Source organism: Pseudomonas azotoformans, assembly GCF_900103345.1.
GTDB classification, from domain to species: domain Bacteria; phylum Pseudomonadota; class Gammaproteobacteria; order Pseudomonadales; family Pseudomonadaceae; genus Aquipseudomonas; species Aquipseudomonas azotoformans.
On record NZ_LT629702.1, the window covers coordinates 1,872,972 to 1,891,228 of the forward strand.

Annotated in this window: 14 protein-coding genes; 10 read left to right on the forward strand and 4 right to left on the reverse strand. The window is 62.5% G+C overall.

The features are described 5' to 3' along the window. Positions 1-26 precede the first annotated feature (26 nt). The 10 genes from BLR69_RS07875 to BLR69_RS07920 all read left to right on the forward strand — a co-directional run bounded on the left by BLR69_RS07875 (position 27) and on the right by BLR69_RS07920 (position 14,592). The gene (locus tag BLR69_RS07875; RefSeq protein ID WP_071493099.1) at positions 27-1,886 is read left to right on the forward strand and encodes an extracellular solute-binding protein; all 1,860 of its coding nucleotides are present in this window, start codon (positions 27-29) and stop codon (positions 1,884-1,886) included. Further along, positions 1,886-2,947 carry a microcin C ABC transporter permease YejB gene (locus BLR69_RS07880; protein WP_016976573.1) on the forward strand — a complete coding sequence of 354 codons (1,062 nt, stop codon included), beginning with the start codon at positions 1,886-1,888 and terminating at the stop codon, positions 2,945-2,947. The genes BLR69_RS07875 and BLR69_RS07880 overlap by 1 nt, the downstream gene beginning before the upstream one ends. Further along, on the forward strand, positions 2,947-3,969 hold the full coding sequence (locus BLR69_RS07885) for an ABC transporter permease (protein WP_034104518.1): 1,023 nt from the start codon (positions 2,947-2,949) through the stop codon (positions 3,967-3,969). Before BLR69_RS07880 ends, BLR69_RS07885 begins: the two co-directional genes overlap by 1 nt. 10 nt (positions 3,970-3,979) lie before the next feature. Further along, on the forward strand, positions 3,980-5,551 hold the full coding sequence (locus BLR69_RS07890) for an ABC transporter ATP-binding protein (RefSeq protein WP_071493098.1): 1,572 nt from the start codon (positions 3,980-3,982) through the stop codon (positions 5,549-5,551). A 108-nt stretch (positions 5,552-5,659) separates the two neighbouring features. Next, the gene (locus BLR69_RS07895; protein ID WP_071493097.1) at positions 5,660-7,054 is read left to right on the forward strand and encodes a sigma-54 interaction domain-containing protein; all 1,395 of its coding nucleotides are present in this window, start codon (positions 5,660-5,662) and stop codon (positions 7,052-7,054) included. 295 nt (positions 7,055-7,349) lie between these two features. Next, positions 7,350-8,741, forward strand: a complete 1,392-nt coding sequence (locus BLR69_RS07900) for a GntP family permease (protein WP_071493096.1) — start codon at positions 7,350-7,352, stop codon at positions 8,739-8,741. Positions 8,742-8,748: 7 nt separating this feature from the next. Next, on the forward strand, positions 8,749-9,522 hold the full coding sequence (locus tag BLR69_RS07905) for a 3-hydroxybutyrate dehydrogenase (protein ID WP_071493095.1): 774 nt from the start codon (positions 8,749-8,751) through the stop codon (positions 9,520-9,522). 161 nt (positions 9,523-9,683) lie between these two features. Then, on the forward strand, positions 9,684-11,642 hold the full coding sequence (locus BLR69_RS07910) for an acetoacetate--CoA ligase (protein WP_071493094.1): 1,959 nt from the start codon (positions 9,684-9,686) through the stop codon (positions 11,640-11,642). Between the two features lie 135 nt (positions 11,643-11,777). Continuing rightward, positions 11,778-14,273 (forward strand): hybrid sensor histidine kinase/response regulator, encoded by a 2,496-nt coding sequence (locus BLR69_RS07915; protein ID WP_071493093.1) that lies wholly within the window; start codon positions 11,778-11,780, stop codon positions 14,271-14,273. Positions 14,274-14,316: 43 nt separating this feature from the next. After that, complete coding sequence (locus BLR69_RS07920) at positions 14,317-14,592, forward strand: peptidylprolyl isomerase (protein WP_003174397.1); 276 nt, start codon at positions 14,317-14,319, stop codon at positions 14,590-14,592. A gap of 120 nt (positions 14,593-14,712) precedes the next feature. Here BLR69_RS07920 and BLR69_RS07925 read toward each other — a convergent pair whose 3' ends face one another. From BLR69_RS07925 to BLR69_RS07940, 4 genes are all read right to left on the reverse strand, one after another. Then, positions 14,713-15,621 (reverse strand): sugar kinase, encoded by a 909-nt coding sequence (locus BLR69_RS07925; protein WP_071493092.1) that lies wholly within the window; start codon positions 15,619-15,621, stop codon positions 14,713-14,715. 118 nt (positions 15,622-15,739) lie between these two features. Then, positions 15,740-16,948: an amino acid deaminase gene (locus BLR69_RS07930; RefSeq protein ID WP_071493091.1), complete on the reverse strand. Its 1,209-nt coding sequence runs from the start codon at positions 16,946-16,948 to the stop codon at positions 15,740-15,742. A 9-nt stretch (positions 16,949-16,957) separates the two neighbouring features. Next, entirely contained in the window at positions 16,958-17,722 is a 765-nt protein-coding gene (locus tag BLR69_RS07935; protein WP_058424172.1) for an IclR family transcriptional regulator, read from the reverse strand. Positions 17,723-17,855: 133 nt separating this feature from the next. Next, positions 17,856-18,245: a RidA family protein gene (locus BLR69_RS07940; RefSeq protein WP_010210958.1), complete on the reverse strand. Its 390-nt coding sequence runs from the start codon at positions 18,243-18,245 to the stop codon at positions 17,856-17,858. Positions 18,246-18,257 lie beyond the last annotated feature (12 nt).

Below are 18,257 nucleotides of genomic sequence, written 5' to 3' on the forward strand. Positions count from 1 at the left end.
TCTTCATACGGCGTTCAAGGCTGACAATGCGATTGGCTTTTTCTTACTTCTTTAGCGCGAGCCTGGCCCTGCTGCTGGCCAGCACTGCCGTGATCGCGGCGCCTCAACCGTACCTGACGGTGTATGGCGAACCGGCCAAGTACGCTGCCGGCTTTACCCATTTCGACTACGCCAACCCCAACGCCCCCAAGGGTGGCAGCCTGCGCCGCTCGGCCATCGAGATCGGGCGCTTCGACCATGTGTTGCCGTATATCGACAAAGGCATCGGCGTGTCCCAGGTCGACGGCTGGCTCTACGCGCCCCTGGCCCAGCGCTCCCTCGACGAGCCCTACACGGTCTACGGCCTGGTCGCCGAAAAAATGGAGCGCGCCGATGACGGCCTGTCGCTACGCTTTTTCCTGAACCCCAAGGCACGCTTTGCCGATGGCAAGCCGATCACCGCCGAGGACGTGCGCTACAGCTTCGACCTGCTGATGACCCAGGGCAGCCTGCGCTTTCGCACCTTGTTCGCCGACGTCAAGCACGTCGAAGTCGAAGGCGAGCGCCAGGTGCGCTTTGATTTTTCCAGCAATGAAAACCGCACCCTGCCCCTGGATATTGCCACCCTGCCGGTCTTCCCCGAGCACTGGTGGAAGACCCGCGACTTCGCCAACGGCGGTGGCTATGAAGCTCCGCTGGGCAGCGGCCCGTACAAAGTCAGCAAGATCGATTCCGGCAGCACCATCACCTTTACCCGCGACCCGAACTGGTGGGGCAAGGACTTGCCTGTCAGTCGCGGCCTGTACAACTTCGATCACCTGAGCCTGGAGTATTTCGGCGACACCGAAGTGGCCCGCCAGGTATTGCGCGGCGGCGCATACGATTTCAACCGGGAGTTTTCCGCCACTGGGTACTCCATCGGCTACAACGGCCCGGCCCTGGATGACGGCCGCCTGCAACGCGCGCACCTGGCCAGGGAGATGCCGCAACCGGCCCAGGGTTATGTGTTCAACGTACAAAAACCGATGTTCAAGGACCGCCGCGTGCGCCAGGCCCTGGCGATGTTGTGGGATTTTGAATGGGCCAACCGGCAGATGATGCGCAATATGTACATCCGCCAGCAGAGCTATTTTTCCAATAGCCCGCTGGCGGCCAGCCAGCCGCCGACGAAAGAGGAACTGGCGATTCTCGAACCCTTGCGCGGCCAGGTGCCCGACGAGGTGTTCAACCAGGTGTTCAAGGCACCGGTGACCGATGGCAGTGGCATGATCCGCGACAAGCAGCTGCAAGCCCTGGCGCTGCTGGAACAAGCCGGCTGGAAACCAGAAGGTGACAAACTGGTGAATGCCGAAGGCGAGCCGCTGGAGTTCACGTTCCTCAACACCCAGAACGGCCTGGAGCGTCTGTTGTTACCGTACAAACGTAACCTCGCGCAGATCGGTATTACCCTGAATATCCGTCGCATCGACTCCTCGCAATACGTCAATCGGATCATGGCCAGGGACTACGACATGATCGTCATCGGCTTCCCCGTCACCACGTCACCGGGCATGGAGCTGTACAACTATTTCGGCTCGGCGGCCGCCTACGACCCAGGCGCCAACAACTACGCCGTACTCAAGGACCCCGCCGTCGACAGCCTGATCAAGGGCCTGGTCAAGGCCGACACCCAGGCGCAGATGCTCACCTACGCCCACGCGCTGGACCGGGTGCTGCAATGGAATTACCTGTGGATCCCCAACTACTACCCGCCCGGCACGTCCGCCGCGTGGTGGAACCGCTTCGGTCGCCCGACCATCGAGGCGAAAAACGACGAAGCCCTGGAAACCTGGTGGGAAATCAGCCCCACGCCCCTGACGAATGAGCAAATGAACGCTGAGCTGAAAAAACGCGGAGGTGCGCGCTGATGTTTGCCTATATCGTGCGGCGCCTGCTGCTGATCATCCCGACGCTGGTGATCATCCTGCTGGTGAATTTCGTGATCGTGCAGGCCGCCCCCGGCGGTCCGGTGGAACAAGCCATTGCCCACCTGCAAGGGATCGGCGGCGGTGGCGTCGGCGGTTCCTCCGGCGAAGGCATCAGCGGTGGCTCCCGCGCCAGCCGGGGCCTGGACCCGAAGCTGATCGCTGACATCGAGAAACAGTACGGCTTCGACAAGCCCGCGCCGGAGCGCCTGTGGCTGATGCTCAAGAGCTACGCCCAGCTGGACTTCGGCAACAGCTTCTTTCGTGGCAAGACGGTGATCGACCTGATCCTGGAAAAAATGCCCGTGACCATTTCCCTCGGCCTGTGGGCCACGTTGATCACCTACCTGGTGTCGATCCCCCTGGGGATCCGCAAGGCCGTGCGCCACGGCAGCAGTTTTGATGTGTGGAGCAGCACCGCAATTGTCATCGGCTATGCCATGCCGGCGTTCCTGTTCGCGATGTTCCTGATCGTGGTGTTTGCCGGTGGCACTTCGCTGAACTGGTTCCCGGTACGCGGGCTGGTGTCGGAGAACTTCGAAGAGCTGAGCACCGTGGGCAAGATCGCCGATTACTTCTGGCACCTGGTATTGCCGGTGACTTCACTGGTGATCGGCGGGTTTGCCACGCTGACGATCCTCACCAAAAACTCGTTCCTCAATGAAATCACGCGCCAGTACGTGGTGACTGCCCGCGCCAAAGGCTTGAGCGAACGACGCGTGCTCTACGGGCATGTGTTCCGCAACGCGATGTTGCTGGTGATTTCCGGGATTCCCCAGGCCTTTATTGCCGTGTTCTTTGCCGGTTCGCTGCTGATCGAGGTGATCTTCTCCCTCGACGGCCTGGGCCGCATGAGCTACGAGGCGGCTGTGTCCCGGGACTACCCGGTGGTGTTCGGTTCGCTGTTCATCTTCACCTTGTTCGGCCTCTTGATAAAACTCATCGGTGACCTCTGCTACACCCTGGTGGACCCGCGTATCGACTTCGCCGCGAGGAACGCCTGATGCTCAATCTGTCTCCCGTGGCGCGTCGGCGTTTCGAGCGGTTCAAGAAAAACCGCCGCGGCTGGTGGTCGCTGTGGCTGTTTATCGGCCTGTTTATCCTGACCCTGGGCGGCGAGTTGATCGCCAATGACAAACCCTTGGTGCTGAGCTTCAAGAACGAGCTGTATTTTCCGGTATTCAAGCGCTACACCGAGCAACAGTTCGGTGGCCAACTGCCGTTCCAGGCCGACTACCGCAGTGACTACGTGCAAAAGCTGATCAAGCAGGACGGCGGCTGGATGCTGTTCCCACCCATTCCGTTCAGCGATGACACGCCCAACTACGAGCTGACCCGCCCTGCCCCCAGCCCGCCTTCGGCGGTGAACTGGCTGGGCACCGATGACCAGTCACGGGATGTGCTGGCGCGGGTGATCTTCGGCGCGCGGGTGTCGATCCTGTTCGCCTTGGCGCTCACCGCGATCAGCGCGGCCATCGGCATTGCCGCCGGTGCATTGCAGGGCTACTACGGCGGGTGGGTCGATCTGATCGGCCAACGGGTACTTGAGGTGTGGTCCGGGCTGCCGGTGCTGTACCTGCTGATCATCCTGTCCGGCTTTGTGGAGCCGAATTTCTGGTGGTTGCTGGGGATCATGGCGTTGTTTTCCTGGCTGGCCCTGGTGGACGTGGTGCGCGCCGAGTTCCTGCGCGGGCGCAACCTGGAATACGTCAAGGCGGCACGAGCCCTGGGCCTTGGCGATGGCAAGATCATCCGCCGGCATATCCTGCCCAACGCCATGACGGCCACCTTGAGTTACCTGCCGTTTATCCTGACCGGTGCGATTTCTACGCTGAGCGCGCTGGATTTCCTCGGCTTCGGCATGCCGGCGGGCAGCGCGTCGCTGGGTGAGCTGATCGCCCAGGGCAAGCAGAACCTGCAAGCGCCGTGGCTGGGCCTGACAGCGTTTTTCACCCTGGCGCTGATCCTGTCGCTGCTGGTCTTTATCGGCGAGGCATTGCGTGATGCCTTCGACCCACGCTCATGAGTGACTGCCTATGAACCTGATCGAAATCCGCGACCTCAGCGTCGCGTTCAGCGGCCAGACCGTGGTGCGCAACCTGTGCCTGGACGTGCGCCCCGGCGAGTGCCTGGCACTGGTGGGCGAATCTGGCTCGGGCAAGTCGGTGACGGCCCACTCGATCCTGCAACTGCTGCCCGAGGCCGGTACTCAAACCACCGGTTCCATCAAGTACCGTGGCCAGGAACTGGTCGGCGCTTCGGCCACCACCTTGCAGAAGCTGCGCGGCAACCGCATTGCCATGATCTTCCAGGAGCCGATGACCTCACTCAATCCGCTGCACAGCATCGAAAAGCAGATCGGCGAAACCCTGCTGCTGCACAAGGGTCTGGGCGGCAAGGCGGCGCAGGCGCGCATCCTCGAATTGCTCGAACTGGTGGGCATCCAGAAGCCTCAGGAGCGGCTCAAAGCCTATCCGCACCAGCTCTCCGGTGGCCAGCGCCAACGGGTGATGATCGCCATGGCGCTGGCCTGCGAGCCTGAGCTGCTGATCGCCGACGAACCCACCACGGCGTTGGACGTGACCGTGCAGCGCAAGATCCTGCTGCTGCTCAAGTCGCTGCAACAACGCCTGGGCATGTCCTTGCTGCTGATCAGCCATGACCTCAACCTGGTGCGCAGCATTGCCCAGCGCGTGTGCGTGATGCGAGCCGGCGAGATCGTCGAGCAGGCCGACTGCCAGACACTGTTCAACGCGCCGCAACACCCCTACAGCCGCCTGCTACTGGATGCAGAACCGGCCGGCGATGCGCTGTGCAGCGATGAACGCGAGACCGTGTTGCAGGTGGATGACCTGACCGTGCAATTCCCCCTTGGCGGCGGGTTGTTCCGACGCAAGACCTACCTGCGAGCGGTGGATGGCATCAGCCTCCGCGTGCAGCGCGGCAAAACCCTGGGGATTGTCGGCGAGTCCGGCTCGGGCAAGTCCACGTTGGGCCAGGCGATCCTGCGACTGCTGGACTCCAGCGGCAGCATCCGCTTCCAGGGTGAAGCCCTCGACTCGCTGAACCACCAGCAGATGCGCCCGTGGCGCAAGCAAATGCAGGTGGTGTTCCAGGACCCTTACGGCAGCCTCAGCCCACGCATGACCGTGGAGCAGATCATCAGCGAAGGCCTGGAGGTTCACGCACCGTGCAGCCTGGCCGACCGCGATGCGCAGGTGGTGCAGGTGCTCAAGGACGTGGGCCTCGATCCCGCCAGCCGCCATCGCTACCCCCACGAATTTTCCGGCGGCCAGCGCCAACGTATCGCCATCGCCCGCGCTCTGGTACTCAAGCCAGCGCTGATGTTGCTCGACGAACCGACCTCAGCCCTCGACCGCACTGTGCAGAAACAAGTGGTGGCGTTGCTGCGTGAGTTGCAGGAGAAATACGGCCTGACGTACCTGTTTATCAGCCACGACCTGGCGGTGGTACGTGCCATGGCCCACGACATGATCGTGATCAAGGACGGCAAGGTGGTGGAGCGCGGCGCGAGCCACGAGGTGTTTGATGCACCGCAGCACGCCTACACCAAAGAACTGCTGGCCGCAGCCCACATCCCACTGTAGGAGCGAGCTTGCTCGCGAAAAAACCACAGGCGACACGGGATACCGATTAGCGCTGCGTCATCGTTGACGTTTTTCGCGAGCAAGCTCGCTCCTACAGGATTATGGCGTATGAGTACCAGCCTCACGGATTACCAACAGGTTCGCGGCCTGGCCATCCAGTCGCTGTTCGAGATCATCGAGCAGTCCAGCGAAGGCACGGTGATTGTCGACCGCGACGCCAATATCGTGTGGATGAACGAGCGCTATGCCAGGCGTTTTGGCCTCAAGAGCGCCGACGAAGCCATCGGCCAGCCGTGCGAGCAGGTGATTTCCAACAGCCTGTTGCGCCAAGTGGTGCGCAATGACCAGCCCATATTGCTGGACATCCAGGACACACCCAAGGGTCCGTTGGTGGTGATGCGCTTGCCGATCCACAACGATGCCGGCGCGGTGATCGGTGCGATCGGCTTTGCCTTGTTTGATGAACTGCGCAACCTGTCGCCACTGATTGAGCGTTATCTGAGCATGCAGCAGGAATTGGCGTCGACGCGCTCCCTGCTGCGTTCGCGGCAGAGCAAATACAACTTCGCGCATTTTATAGGCACCAGCGCAGCCAGCCTCGAAGTGAAACGCCGCGCACGGCGCAGTGCCAGCGCTGAATCGCCAGTGTTACTGCTGGGCGAAACCGGTACCGGCAAGGAATTGTTGGCCCAGGCGATTCACGGCGCCTCCACCCGTGCGCACAAGGCGTTTGTCAGCGTCAACAGCGCGGCGATTCCGGCTGACCTGCTGGAAGCCGAGTTCTTCGGCACCGCACCGGGCGCGTTTACCGGCGCCGACCGCAAGGGCCGCCCCGGCAAGTTCCAGATCGCCCAGGGCGGCACGCTGTTCCTCGACGAAATCGGTGACATGCCCCTGCCCTTGCAAAGCAAACTGCTGCGGGTGTTGCAGGAAAAGGAATTCGAACCGGTCGGCTCCAATGAGATGCTGCACAGCGATGTACGGGTGATCGCCGCCACCTCCATGGACCTGGAGGCGGCGATCAAGCGCGGCGAATTCCGCGCGGATTTGTATTATCGGCTGAATGTGCTGCCGATCCAGGTGCCGCCGTTGCGTGAGCGGCTTGAAGATATTCCGGCGTTGAGCGAGGCGATTCTTGAGGAACTGCGCAGCCAGCATGAACTGGATCGCGAGGCCCTGGCGTTGCTGGCCCAGCATGCGTGGCCGGGGAATATCCGCGAACTGCGCAACGTACTTGAGCGGGCGGCGTTGTTGAGTGATGACCTTGTGTTGAATGCCGGGGAGATTCGCGCCGCGATCGGCACCTTCACCCCCGTGGCGCGTGGCAGTGCCGTCGCGACGGTCGAGGGTGAAAGCTTCAATGCGGCGCGGGAGCGGTTTGATCGGCAGATCATTGCGGCGGCATTGAACGCGTGCGAGGGGAATGTGGTGGAAGCGGCCAAGCGGTTGGGGCTTGGGCGGTCGACGCTGTACAAGAAGATGGTGGCGTTGGGTATCGACTGATCTCAATATAGAGACAAAACTCTCAATACAGAGACAACCTAATGTGGGAGGGGGCTTGCCCCCGATAGCGGTGCTTCAGTTGGCTATTAGTTGGCTGACACACTGCCATCGGGGGCAAGCCCCCTCCCACACTTGTTTGTCACTTGTCTCAAGTTAGAGACAATATTCAGAGAAGCACACCTAATACAGAAAATTACTGTTTATTTTCAACAAGTTAAGAACCTGGCACACATCTCGCTATAGCTCTCTCCCACAGCAACACCCCACAAAAATAACAATCCGATGGAGACACACCATGAGTGTGATCATTGCCCTGGCAGCCCTCGCGCTGCTGATGCTGGCTGCCTACCGTGGCTATAGCGTTATCCTGTTTGCCCCCATTGCCGCCCTCGGCGCTGTCCTGCTTACCGATCCGTCCGCCGTCGCCCCCGCCTTTACCGGGGTGTTCATGGAGAAAATGGTCGGCTTTATCAAACTGTATTTCCCGGTGTTCCTGCTGGGCGCGGTGTTCGGCAAGCTGATCGAGCTGTCGGGCTTCTCGCGCTCTATCGTGGCGGCCGCCATTCGTTTGCTCGGCACTCGCCAGGCGATGCTGGTGATCGTGCTGGTCTGCGCCCTGCTCACCTACGGCGGCGTGTCGCTGTTCGTGGTGGTGTTTGCGGTGTACCCATTTGCGGCGGAGATGTTCCGCCAGAGCAATATCCCCAAGCGCCTGATCCCGGCCACCATCGCTCTCGGCGCGTTCTCGTTCACCATGGACGCCCTGCCCGGCACGCCGCAGATCCAGAACATCATCCCCAGCACCTTCTTCAACACCACCGCCTGGGCCGCGCCGTGGCTGGGCCTGATCGGCACGATCTTCGTGTTCTGCGCCGGCATGCTCTACCTGGCGCGCCAGCGCAACAAGGCGCAACGTGCCGGTGAAGGCTATGGCACCGAGCTGCGCAACGAGCCGGAAACCGCCGAGAACCTGACCCTGCCCAACCCCTGGATCGCGCTGTCGCCGCTGATCCTAGTGGGCGTGATGAACCTGTTGTTCACCCACTGGATCCCGCAGTGGTACGGCAAGACCCACAGCCTCAGCCTGCCGGGCATGAGCACGCCGGTGACCACCGAAATCGCCAAGCTCACCGCGATCTGGGCGGTACAGGCGGCGTTGCTGGTGGGGATCATCGTGGTGCTGGTGTTCGGCTTCTCGGCAATCAAGAGCAAGCTCGCCGAAGGCAGCAAAAGCGCGGTCAGCGGTGCGCTGCTGGCGGCGATGAACACCGCCTCGGAATATGGCTTCGGTGCGGTGATCGCCTCGCTGCCGGGCTTTCTGGTGCTGGCTGACTGGCTCAAGGGCATCCCCAACCCGCTGGTCAATGAAGCGATCACCGTGACCCTGCTGGCCGGCATCACCGGCTCCGCGTCGGGCGGCATGAGCATCGCCCTCGCGGCCATGTCCGAAAGCTTTATTTCGGCGGCCCATGCGGCCAATATCCCCCTTGAAGTGCTGCACCGCGTCGCGGCCATGGCCAGCGGCGGCATGGACACCCTGCCCCACAACGGCGCGGTGATCACGCTGCTGGCGGTCACCGGCCTGACGCACCGCGAAGCCTACAAAGACATTTTCGGCATCACGATCATCAAGACCCTCGCGGTGTTCGTGGTGATCGCTACTTTCTATGCCACCGGCATTGTGTGAGGTTTGCATGACGACATTGAACGGCAAGACCGCCCTGGTCACCGGCTCCACCAGCGGCATCGGCCTGGGCATCGCCCTGAGCCTGGCCAAGGCCGGCGCCAACCTGATCCTCAACGGTTTTGGCGACGCCAGCGCGGTGATCGCCCAGGTGCAGGCGTTCGGCGGCAAGGTCGGCCACCACCCGGCCGACGTCAGCGACCCGGCGCAGATCGCCGACATGCTCGCCTACGCCGAGCGTGAATTCGGCGGCGTCGACATCCTGGTCAACAACGCCGGTATCCAGCATGTGGCGGCAGTCGAAGACTTCCCCGCCGAACGCTGGGACTCGATCATCGCGATCAACCTGTCCTCGGTGTTCCACAGCACACGGTTGAGCTTGCCGGGGATGAAAGCCAAGGGCTGGGGACGTATCGTCAATATCGCCTCGGTGCATGGCCAGGTCGGTTCGGTGGGCAAGGCCGCGTATGTGGCGGCCAAGCATGGCGTGATCGGGTTGACCAAGGTGGTCGGCCTGGAGACCGCCACCAGCAATGTCACCTGCAACGCCATCTGCCCGGGCTGGGTGCTGACGCCGCTGGTGCAGAAGCAGATTGATGATCGTGCCGCAAACGGCGTCGACCCGCAGCAGGCGCAGCACGACCTGCTGGCGGAGAAGCAGCCGTCGCTGGAGTTTGTGACGCCGCCGCAGTTGGGTGAGCTGGTGCTGTTCTTGTGCAGCGAAGCCGGCAGCCAGGTACGCGGTGCCGCATGGAATATCGACGGCGGCTGGCTGGCCCAGTAACAGCGGACACTGGCGTTCAAAATGTGGGAGGGGGCTTGCCCCCGATGAGGCTGTGCCAGTTGATACATCGGGTGGTTGACACACCGCAATCGGGGGCAAGCCCCCTCCCACATTGGCCCTGTGTTGTCTGGATGAATTAATACATAAAAAGAGACCTGCCTATGTCCGAGATCCTCTGGCAACCCTCCCCGGAACGCATCGCCAACACGCGCATGGACCAGTTTCGGCGCTACATCAACCAGCGCTACAGCGTGCAGCTTGGCGACTACCCGGCGCTGCACCAGTGGAGCATCGACCAGCGCCCGAATTTCTGGCGCGCGATCGTGGACTATTTCGACGTGCAGTGGCGCAACCCGCCCACCGCGGTGCTGATCGAAGACGCCGAGATGCCAAGCGCCCACTGGTTTCCCGGTGCGACGCTCAATTTTGCCGAACACCTGCTGCGCCGCCGTGACGATCACCCCGCTGTCGTGGCTGTCGCAGAAGACGGCCAACGCGAACAATTGACCTACGCCGAACTGGCCGCCCACGTCGCCGGCCTGCAACGCAGCCTGCGCGCTGCCGGCGTGACCCAAGGTGACCGCGTCGCCGCGTGCATGCCCAACACCTGGCAAACCCTGGTGGGCATGCTCGCCACCACCAGCCTGGGCGCAATCTGGTCGTGTTCGTCGCCGGACTTCGGCACCCAGGGCGTGATCGACCGTTTCGGCCAGATCGAGCCCAAGGTGCTGATCACCTGCGCCGGTTACCGCTATGCCGGTAAAGACATCGACCAGACCACCAAGCTCAATGAAATCCTCGCGCGCCTGCCGTCCCTGGAGCAGTTGATCATCGTGCCTTACGCAAAGCCCCAGGCGCAGAACGAGGACTATCAGACCCAGGCCCGCGTCGCGCTGTGGCGAGACGTCTACCAACCCGGCGGCGAGCCCGAGTTCGTTGCGGTGCCGTTCGACCATCCGCTGTACATCCTCTACTCCAGCGGCACCACCGGCGTGCCCAAGTGCATCATCCACGGCACCGGCGGCGTGTTGCTCACCCACCTCAAGGAACACGGCTTGCACGCCGACCTGTCCCGCGAGGACTGCCTGTTCTACTACACCACCTGCGGCTGGATGATGTGGAACTGGCTGGTGTCTGTACTGGCTATCGGCGCCACGGCGGTGCTGTATGACGGCTCGCCGTTTCATCCAGGGCCCGAGCGGCTGATCGACTTGATCGATGCAGAAAAAATCAGCGTGTTCGGCACCAGCCCCAAGTTTCTCGCCACGTTGGAAAAGGCCGGATTGCGGCCGCGCTTGAGCCACGACCTGGGCAGCCTCAAAGGGTTGATTTCCACTGGCTCGCCGCTGTCTCCGCAGAGCTACGACTACGTGTACCGCGAGATCAAGGATGAGCTATGCCTGTCATCCATGTCCGGCGGCACCGATATCGTCTCCTGCTTTGTGATCGGCAACCCGGTGCTGCCGGTACGGCGCGGTGAAATGCAGTGCAAGAGCCTGGCGATGGCTATAGAAGTCTGGGACGACCAGGGCCGGCCGCTGGTCGGTGAAAAAGGCGAGCTGGTGTGCACGCGGCACTTCCCGGCGATGCCCATCGGCCTGTGGAACGACCCGGACCGCCAGAAGCTGCGCGCCTCGTATTTCAGCCAGTTTCCTGGCGTGTGGGCCCAGGGTGACTACGCCGAACAACGGCCGAACGGTAGCCTGCTGATCCACGGGCGCTCCGACGCCGTGCTCAACCCCGGCGGTGTGCGGATCGGTACAGCAGAGATCTATCGCCAAGTGGAAAAAGTCCCCCAGGTGCTGGAAAGCCTGGCCATCGGCCAACGCTGGCAGGACGACGTGCGCGTGGTGCTGTTCGTGCGCCTCAATGACGGTATCGAACTGGACGAAGCCCTCGAACAGCAGATCCGCCAGGTGATCCGTGCCAACACCACACCGCGCCATGTGCCGGCGAAGATCCTCGCTGTCACCGATATCCCCCGCACCATCAGCGGCAAGATCGTCGAATTGGCGGTGCGCAATGTGGTGCACGGCGAGCCAGTGAAGAACACCGACGCCCTGGCCAACCCGCAGGCGCTTGATCAGTTCCGCAACCGCCCGGAACTGGCGGACAGATGAAAGGTTTCAGCGCTGACGTACTCATTTGAAGACAAACCCCGAATGCATGCTATTTTTCGGGGGTAGTCACCCATTGCCGGCAGACGGGATAATGGGTGTTGTCATTTTTCAAAGCGTTACGCTCAGGGCTTTTTCATGATTGGAACATCCACCGGCAGCGAAGCCGCCGCATTGATTGCGCGGCTGGACTGGGCGCAAAGCCCTCTCGGTGAGGCCAAAGATTGGCCGCAAAGCCTGCGCACGGCGGTCGATATCGTCGTGCACTCGCCGATGCCGATGCTCCTGCTGTGGGGCAACCAGCTCACGCAACTCTACAACGACGGCTTCGCCCAACTGGCGGGCAACAAACACCCCGAGGCCATGGGCCAGCCGGCGCACCAGACCTGGCCGGAGCTTGAGAGCTTTGCCGCGCCGATCTACGACGCCGTGCTCAGCGGCCAGGTGCGTACCTTCAGCGAGCAGCGCTTCGTACTGCCACGCCACAATCGCGACACTGAAATCTGGCTGGACCTCACCTACAGCCCGATCCGCGATGAAACCGGCAGCGTGGCCGGCATCCTGGTCACCGCCATCGAAACCAACGAACGGCGCAAGGCCCGGCACAACACCGAGCAACGCCTGCAACTGGCACTGGCGGCCACCGACGCCGTCGGCACCTGGGACTGGGATATCAGCGAAGACCGCTTTATCGCCGACACGCACTTCGCCTACCTGCACGGTGTCGACCCCGACGATGCAAGCCGGCTGCCGATCAGCGCCTACCTGCAAGGCGTGCACCCGGAAGACCGTGGCATGGTGGCGCGCAGCATCAAGCATTGCATTACTTTCGGCACCGAATACGCCGAGGAATACCGCCTGTTGCAAGCTGACGGCCAACTGCGCTGGGTGTTTGCCCGTGGGCGCTGCTACAAGGACCATCAAGGCCGCCCGGCGCGCTTCCTCGGCGCCGCACTGGACCTGACCGAGCGCAAGCACACCGAGCAGGCGTTGCGCCAAAGCCAAACCGAACTGCAGCTGATCATCAACGCCATGCCGGTACTGATCGGTTATGTCGACCATGAACAGCGCTTTCGCCTGAACAACAGTGCGTACCTGGAGTGGTACGGCATGACGCCCCAGGAACTGTACGGCAAGACCATTCGCGAAGTGCTCGGCGACGAGGTGTACGCCGGGCGTGAAGACAAGATCGCCGCTGCGCTCAAGGGCAAGGCCTGTAGCTTCATCACCATTACGCCGCACCAGGACGGTCGACCGCGCCATGCCCTGATGAAGTACCTGCCGCGCTTCAGCAATGACGGTTCGGTGAATGGTTTCTATATCTTTGTGATCGATGAAACCGAACGCAAGCTCACCGAAGAAGCCCTGCGCCACCTCAATGAAAACCTCGAAGAACGCGTGGCCCAGCGCACCCAGGCGCTGGCCGAGGCCAACCAGCGCCTGCAGAACGAGATGTTCGAACGCGAACGCGCCGAAGACGCACTGCGCCATGCGCAGAAGATGGAAGCGGTGGGCCAGCTCACCGGCGGCATCGCCCATGACTTCAACAACATGCTCACCGGCATCATCGGCAGCCTGGACCTGATGCAGCGCTACATCGCCGCCGGGCGCAGTGACGAGATCGGGCGCTTCACTGATGCCGCCGTGTCCTCCGCCCACCGTGCGGCCGCCCTCACCCACCGCTTGCTGGCGTTCTCCCGGCGTCAGTCGCTGGACCGCCGCCCGCTCGACCCCAATCAGTTGGTGGCGTCCCTTGAAGAGTTGTTCCGCCGCACCAAGGGCGCGCACATCAGCCTCAAGGTGCAGCTCGGCCACGACATCTGGCCGGTGAACACCGACGCCAGCCAACTGGAAAACGCCCTGCTCAATTTGGTGATCAACGCCCGCGACGCGATGCCCGACGGCGGTGAACTACTGATCGAAACCGCCAACAGTTACCTGGACGGCACCGACATCACCACCCTGGAACCGGTCAAGGCCGGCGACTACGTGATGCTCGGCGTGTGCGACAACGGCACCGGCATGGCACCGAAAATCCTCGCCAAGGCGTTCGACCCGTTCTTCACCACCAAACCTATCGGCCAGGGCACGGGCCTTGGGTTGTCGATGATCTACGGGTTTGCCCAGCAATCCGGCGGGCATGTGACCATTCACAGCGAACCGGGCCAGGGCACCTGCGTGCGCCTGTATTTGCCGCGTTTGCATGGCACTGCCCTGGAAAGCAACCTGCCTGCCAGCCTCGGTGAAGCGCCGGTAGCCCTGGCCGGCGAAGCGGTGGTGGTGGTCGAAGATGACCCGGCAGTGCGCATGCTGGTGGTCAATGTGCTCGATGAACTGGGCTACACGGCGCACCAGGCGGGCGACGCCCGGGCGGCACTGCCGCTGCTGGAGTCGGATCTGCGCGTGGACCTGCTGGTGACTGATGTCGGGTTGCCGGGCATGAATGGCCGGCAACTGGCGGAAATTGCCCGCCAGCACCGGCCAGGGCTGAAGGTGCTGTTCATGACCGGTTACGCCGAAAAAGCCGCCGAGCGCCAGGGTTTCCTGGAAGACGGCATGGACATGGTGGCCAAGCCGTTTTCCATCGACCTGCTGGCGACAAAAATTCGCAGCATGATCAACGTCGCCGAATGAGTTCAGGCATAATCGCGCGCCGTCGCACACCTGGTAGAGATCAATGAAAGCCCAAGCCCGTCATATCCTGGTGAAAACCAGTGAAGAAGCCGAACAGCTCAAACAGCGCATCGCCAAGGGCGAGGCGTTTGATGTGCTGGCCAAGAAGTACTCCACTTGCCCGTCCGGCAAGCGTGGTGGCGACCTGGGTGAAGTGCGGCCTGGGCAGATGGTGGGGGCGATTGACGCGGTGATCTTCAAGAAGCCGGTGAAGGTGGTGCACGGGCCGATCAAGAGCAAGTTCGGGTATCACCTGGTGCAGGTGTTCTACCGGGATTGATGGGTTGGCTGTAGACCACTATCGGGGGCAAGCCCCCTCCCACAAGGGACCGCATTTCTCCAGATGAAACGCGGTCGACTGTGGGAGGGGGCTTGCCCCCGATCCGCCGCAGGCGGCCATTCACACCCTGGGAATCAGCGCCCCCGGCACCTGGATAACCCGGCTGGCCAGTCGATGCCCGGCCAATGCCGCCTCTTCTGGCGTACCACCCTTGAGCCGCCCCGCCAGGTACGCCGCACTGAACGAATCCCCCGCCGCTGTCGTGTCCACTACCTTTTCTACCTTGATCGCCGGCACGCAAAACCGCTCGCCGTTGCAGCGTATCAGGCACACATCCGCGCCTCGCTTGAGCACCACCTCTTCAATCCTCGGATAGGCCGCCAATACCTGCTCGCTGTCGGCATACCCAAACAACGCGCGCTCGTCATCCTCGGTCAACAAGGCAATGTCGACCTCCGCCAGCACCCGACGATAAGCCACCCGTGCCGCTTCGAAACTGGCCCACAGACGCGGCCGGTAGTTGTTGTCGAACACGACCCGGCCACCACGACGTCGGGTTTCGATCAGGGCTTGCAGCAGACGCTCACGTCCGACTTCGCCCAACACCGCCAGGGTAATACCGCTGAAATACACCACGTCATACCCCGGCAGGGCCGCCAGGACCGGTTCGGCCGTGGGCGCAGTGAAACAGTCACGTGCGGCGGCTTCGTTGCGCCAATAGAGGAATTTTCGCTCGCCGTTCGCATCGGTCTGGATGCAGTACAAACCCGGCAGACGTCCCGGCAGGCGCTGGACCATGCCCACCCCCAACCCTTCGTCAGTCCACTGCTGGCACATGGCATCGCTGAAACTGTCATCGCCCAGGGCGGTGACGTAGTCGACGCTGCCGGTGTCGCCCAACTCGCGGCGCAGGTACACCGCCGCGTTCAGCGTGTCGCCGCCGAAGCTCTGGTGCAGACTGCCGTCGGCGCGGTGTTGCAATTCGATCATGCATTCGCCGATCAGGGCGATGCGGGGTTGAGTGGTCATAGCAATTGTCTCGGGTGTGGCTGATGGCCTCATCGGGGGGCAAGCCCCCTCCCACATTTGAATAGGTTCACACATCAAACTGTGGGAGGGGGCTTGCCCCCGATAGGAACGACGCGGTCTAGAAGCAGGTATGCAAAGACTCGATCACCTGCAACTGCTCATCAACCAGGCAGCCGACCTGCCACTTGTCGAAGGTCAGGCAAGGGTGCGAGGTGCCGAACGAAATGATGTCGCCAATACGCAACTCAACCCCCGATGCCACCGTCATGAACGCATGCTGGTCCATCACCGCCGTGACCTTGCACCCACTCACGTCATCACCTTCGGCCGACAGGATACCCGCCCTGTAGCGCTTGAGCGGCACCGGCAAACCGGCGTCGTAGGCCACGTCACGCTTGCCCAGGGCGATCACCGCAAAGCCCGGCTCGGGCAACGACTGCACATGCGCCCAGACTTCCAGGGCCGGGCGCAGGCCTTCGTCGAGGTCACTGCGGCGGTCGAGCACGCAGCATTGCGCGTCTTTATAGATGCCGTGGTCATGGGCCACATAGCTGCCGGGGCGCAGCACACTGAGGAAACGGCCGGCGGCGTTCTGTTCTTCGAACGACTCGGCGATCAGGTCGTACCAGGCCGAGCCCGACGCCGTGACAATGGGCTTGGGTAGGTCGAACGAGCCGTTGTTCTGCAAATCCACCGCCAGACGCACCAGGCTCGCGGCGAAATCGCGGATGCCGCTGATGGCGTGCTCGCCGTGGATCACGCCTTCATAGCCTTCGATACCGGTGAGGGCGAGGGCCGGCTGGGCCTTGATCGCCTTGGCCAGGTCACGCACCTCCTGCTCGCTGCGGCAACCGCAACGGCCGCCGACCACGCCGTACTCGATCATCACGTTCAGGCGCAGGCCACGGGCGGCGAAGAACAAGCCCAGGTCGGCGACGTTGTCCGGGTGATCGACCATGCAGTGGAAGTCGAAGTCCTTGTCGGCCAACAGGTCAGCGATCAACGCCATGTTCGGCGCGCCCACCAGCTGATTGGCCATCAGCACCCGGCGCACGCCACCGGCATACGCGGCGCGGGTCTGCACGGCGTTGGCCAGGGTGATGCCCCAGGCGCCCGCCGCGATCTGACGCTGGAACAGCGCCGGCATCATGCTGGTCTTGCCGTGGGGTGCGAGCTGCGCGCCGCTCTTGCTGACGAAGTCCTGCATCCAGCGGATGTTGTGTTCCAGGGCGTCACGGTGCAGCACCAGGGCCGGCAGGCTGACGTCGCGGACCAGATGGGCACCGACGGCGGCGGCGCCCTTTTCAACGGCATTGATGGCAGACATGAAATGCTCCTATTCGTTGATGCGACGAGCCAGGTTGTTGGCGCTTTCGATCAACACCCGGCGATAGTCGTTGTAATTTTTGATCGCGTCGGCGCGCGGGGCGACGATGCACAAAGTCGCAATGCTGATGCCTTGCGCGTCCCGCACCGGGGCGGCAAAGCAATGGGTAAAGGTGTCGGCCACGCTGTCGAAGGAAAAGAAGCCATCGAGGGTGGCCTGACGGATTTGCGCCAGGAAGGTGTCCAGCGGCAGGCGCTGGCCATCCGGCAGGATGAAGTCGTCGTGGTCAATCAGGTCGACGATCTGCTGGTCGCTCAAGTGCCCCAGCAACAGGCGCCCGGAAGCGGTCCAGGGGATCGGCGCGTTTTCGCCGATATCCGAGGAAATACGGAAATGCCGCTCGCCCTCGCGCATCAGCGCCACCGTGTATTTGCGCCCGTTGAGCAGGCACATCTGCGCGGTCTCGTGGGTCTGGCTGACGATCTCCTGCAAGGCGTGGTCGGCCTCGCGGGTCAGGTCGAAATGACGCAGGTGCGCCTGGCCCAGGAAGTACAGCTGGCGACCGAGGTAGACGTGGCCATCCTTGCCCACCGTTTCCAGGATGCGCCGCTCAAGCAGCGACGCAACCAGTTCGTAGACGGTGGACTTGGGGCTGCCGATGCCGCTGGCAATATCATTCGGGCGCAGGGGCTGGCCGATTTCCTTGAGGAAATCGAGGATATCGAATGCCCGGTCCAGGCCTTTGGCGCGGCGTTTGATGGTGTCTTCGGTCATGGCAATTCCGGTCCCGTTGCAGATGATCGTTCCCACGCTCTGCGTGGGAATGCATACCGTGACGCTCTGCGTCACAGAAGCGGACGCAGAGCGTCCGGGGTGGGGTTCCCACGCAGAGCGTGGGAACGATCATTTAGCCTTTTTTCTTGTAGGCCACGCAATCGATCTCCACCTTGCAGTCGACCATCATGTTGGCCTGCACACAGGCCCGCGCCGGGGCGTGTTCCGGGGTGAAGTATTCGCCGAATACCTTGTTGAAACTCCAGAAGTCCCGTGGGTCTTCCAGCCATACACCCACGCGCACCACGTCTTTCAACTCGTAGCCGGCCTCTTCGAGGATCGCCACCACGTTGCGCATGGTCTGCCGGGTTTGCTCGATGATCCCGCCAGTGATGATTTCGCCATCCACCGCAGGCACCTGGCCCGAGACGTACAACCAACCGTCCGCTTCCACGGCGCGGGCGAAAGGACGGGGCTGGCCGCCGCCGGCAGTACTGCCGGCACCGTAACGAGTAATGCTCATAAAAAAGGCTCC

Coding starts and splice junctions, on each gene's coding strand:
- BLR69_RS07910 (WP_071493094.1), top strand. CDS start 9,684: ATGTCCGAGATCCTCTGGCAACCCTCCCCGGAACGCATCGCCAACACG.
- BLR69_RS07890 (WP_071493098.1), top strand. CDS start 3,980: ATGAACCTGATCGAAATCCGCGACCTCAGCGTCGCGTTCAGCGGCCAG.
- BLR69_RS07930 (WP_071493091.1), bottom strand. CDS start 16,948: ATGTCTGCCATCAATGCCGTTGAAAAGGGCGCCGCCGCCGTCGGTGCC.
- BLR69_RS07900 (WP_071493096.1), top strand. CDS start 7,350: ATGAGTGTGATCATTGCCCTGGCAGCCCTCGCGCTGCTGATGCTGGCT.
- BLR69_RS07905 (WP_071493095.1), top strand. CDS start 8,749: ATGACGACATTGAACGGCAAGACCGCCCTGGTCACCGGCTCCACCAGC.
- BLR69_RS07875 (WP_071493099.1), top strand. CDS start 27: ATGCGATTGGCTTTTTCTTACTTCTTTAGCGCGAGCCTGGCCCTGCTG.
- BLR69_RS07880 (WP_016976573.1), top strand. CDS start 1,886: ATGTTTGCCTATATCGTGCGGCGCCTGCTGCTGATCATCCCGACGCTG.
- BLR69_RS07885 (WP_034104518.1), top strand. CDS start 2,947: ATGCTCAATCTGTCTCCCGTGGCGCGTCGGCGTTTCGAGCGGTTCAAG.
- BLR69_RS07935 (WP_058424172.1), bottom strand. CDS start 17,722: ATGACCGAAGACACCATCAAACGCCGCGCCAAAGGCCTGGACCGGGCA.
- BLR69_RS07895 (WP_071493097.1), top strand. CDS start 5,660: ATGAGTACCAGCCTCACGGATTACCAACAGGTTCGCGGCCTGGCCATC.
- BLR69_RS07920 (WP_003174397.1), top strand. CDS start 14,317: ATGAAAGCCCAAGCCCGTCATATCCTGGTGAAAACCAGTGAAGAAGCC.
- BLR69_RS07915 (WP_071493093.1), top strand. CDS start 11,778: ATGATTGGAACATCCACCGGCAGCGAAGCCGCCGCATTGATTGCGCGG.
- BLR69_RS07925 (WP_071493092.1), bottom strand. CDS start 15,621: ATGACCACTCAACCCCGCATCGCCCTGATCGGCGAATGCATGATCGAA.
- BLR69_RS07940 (WP_010210958.1), bottom strand. CDS start 18,245: ATGAGCATTACTCGTTACGGTGCCGGCAGTACTGCCGGCGGCGGCCAG.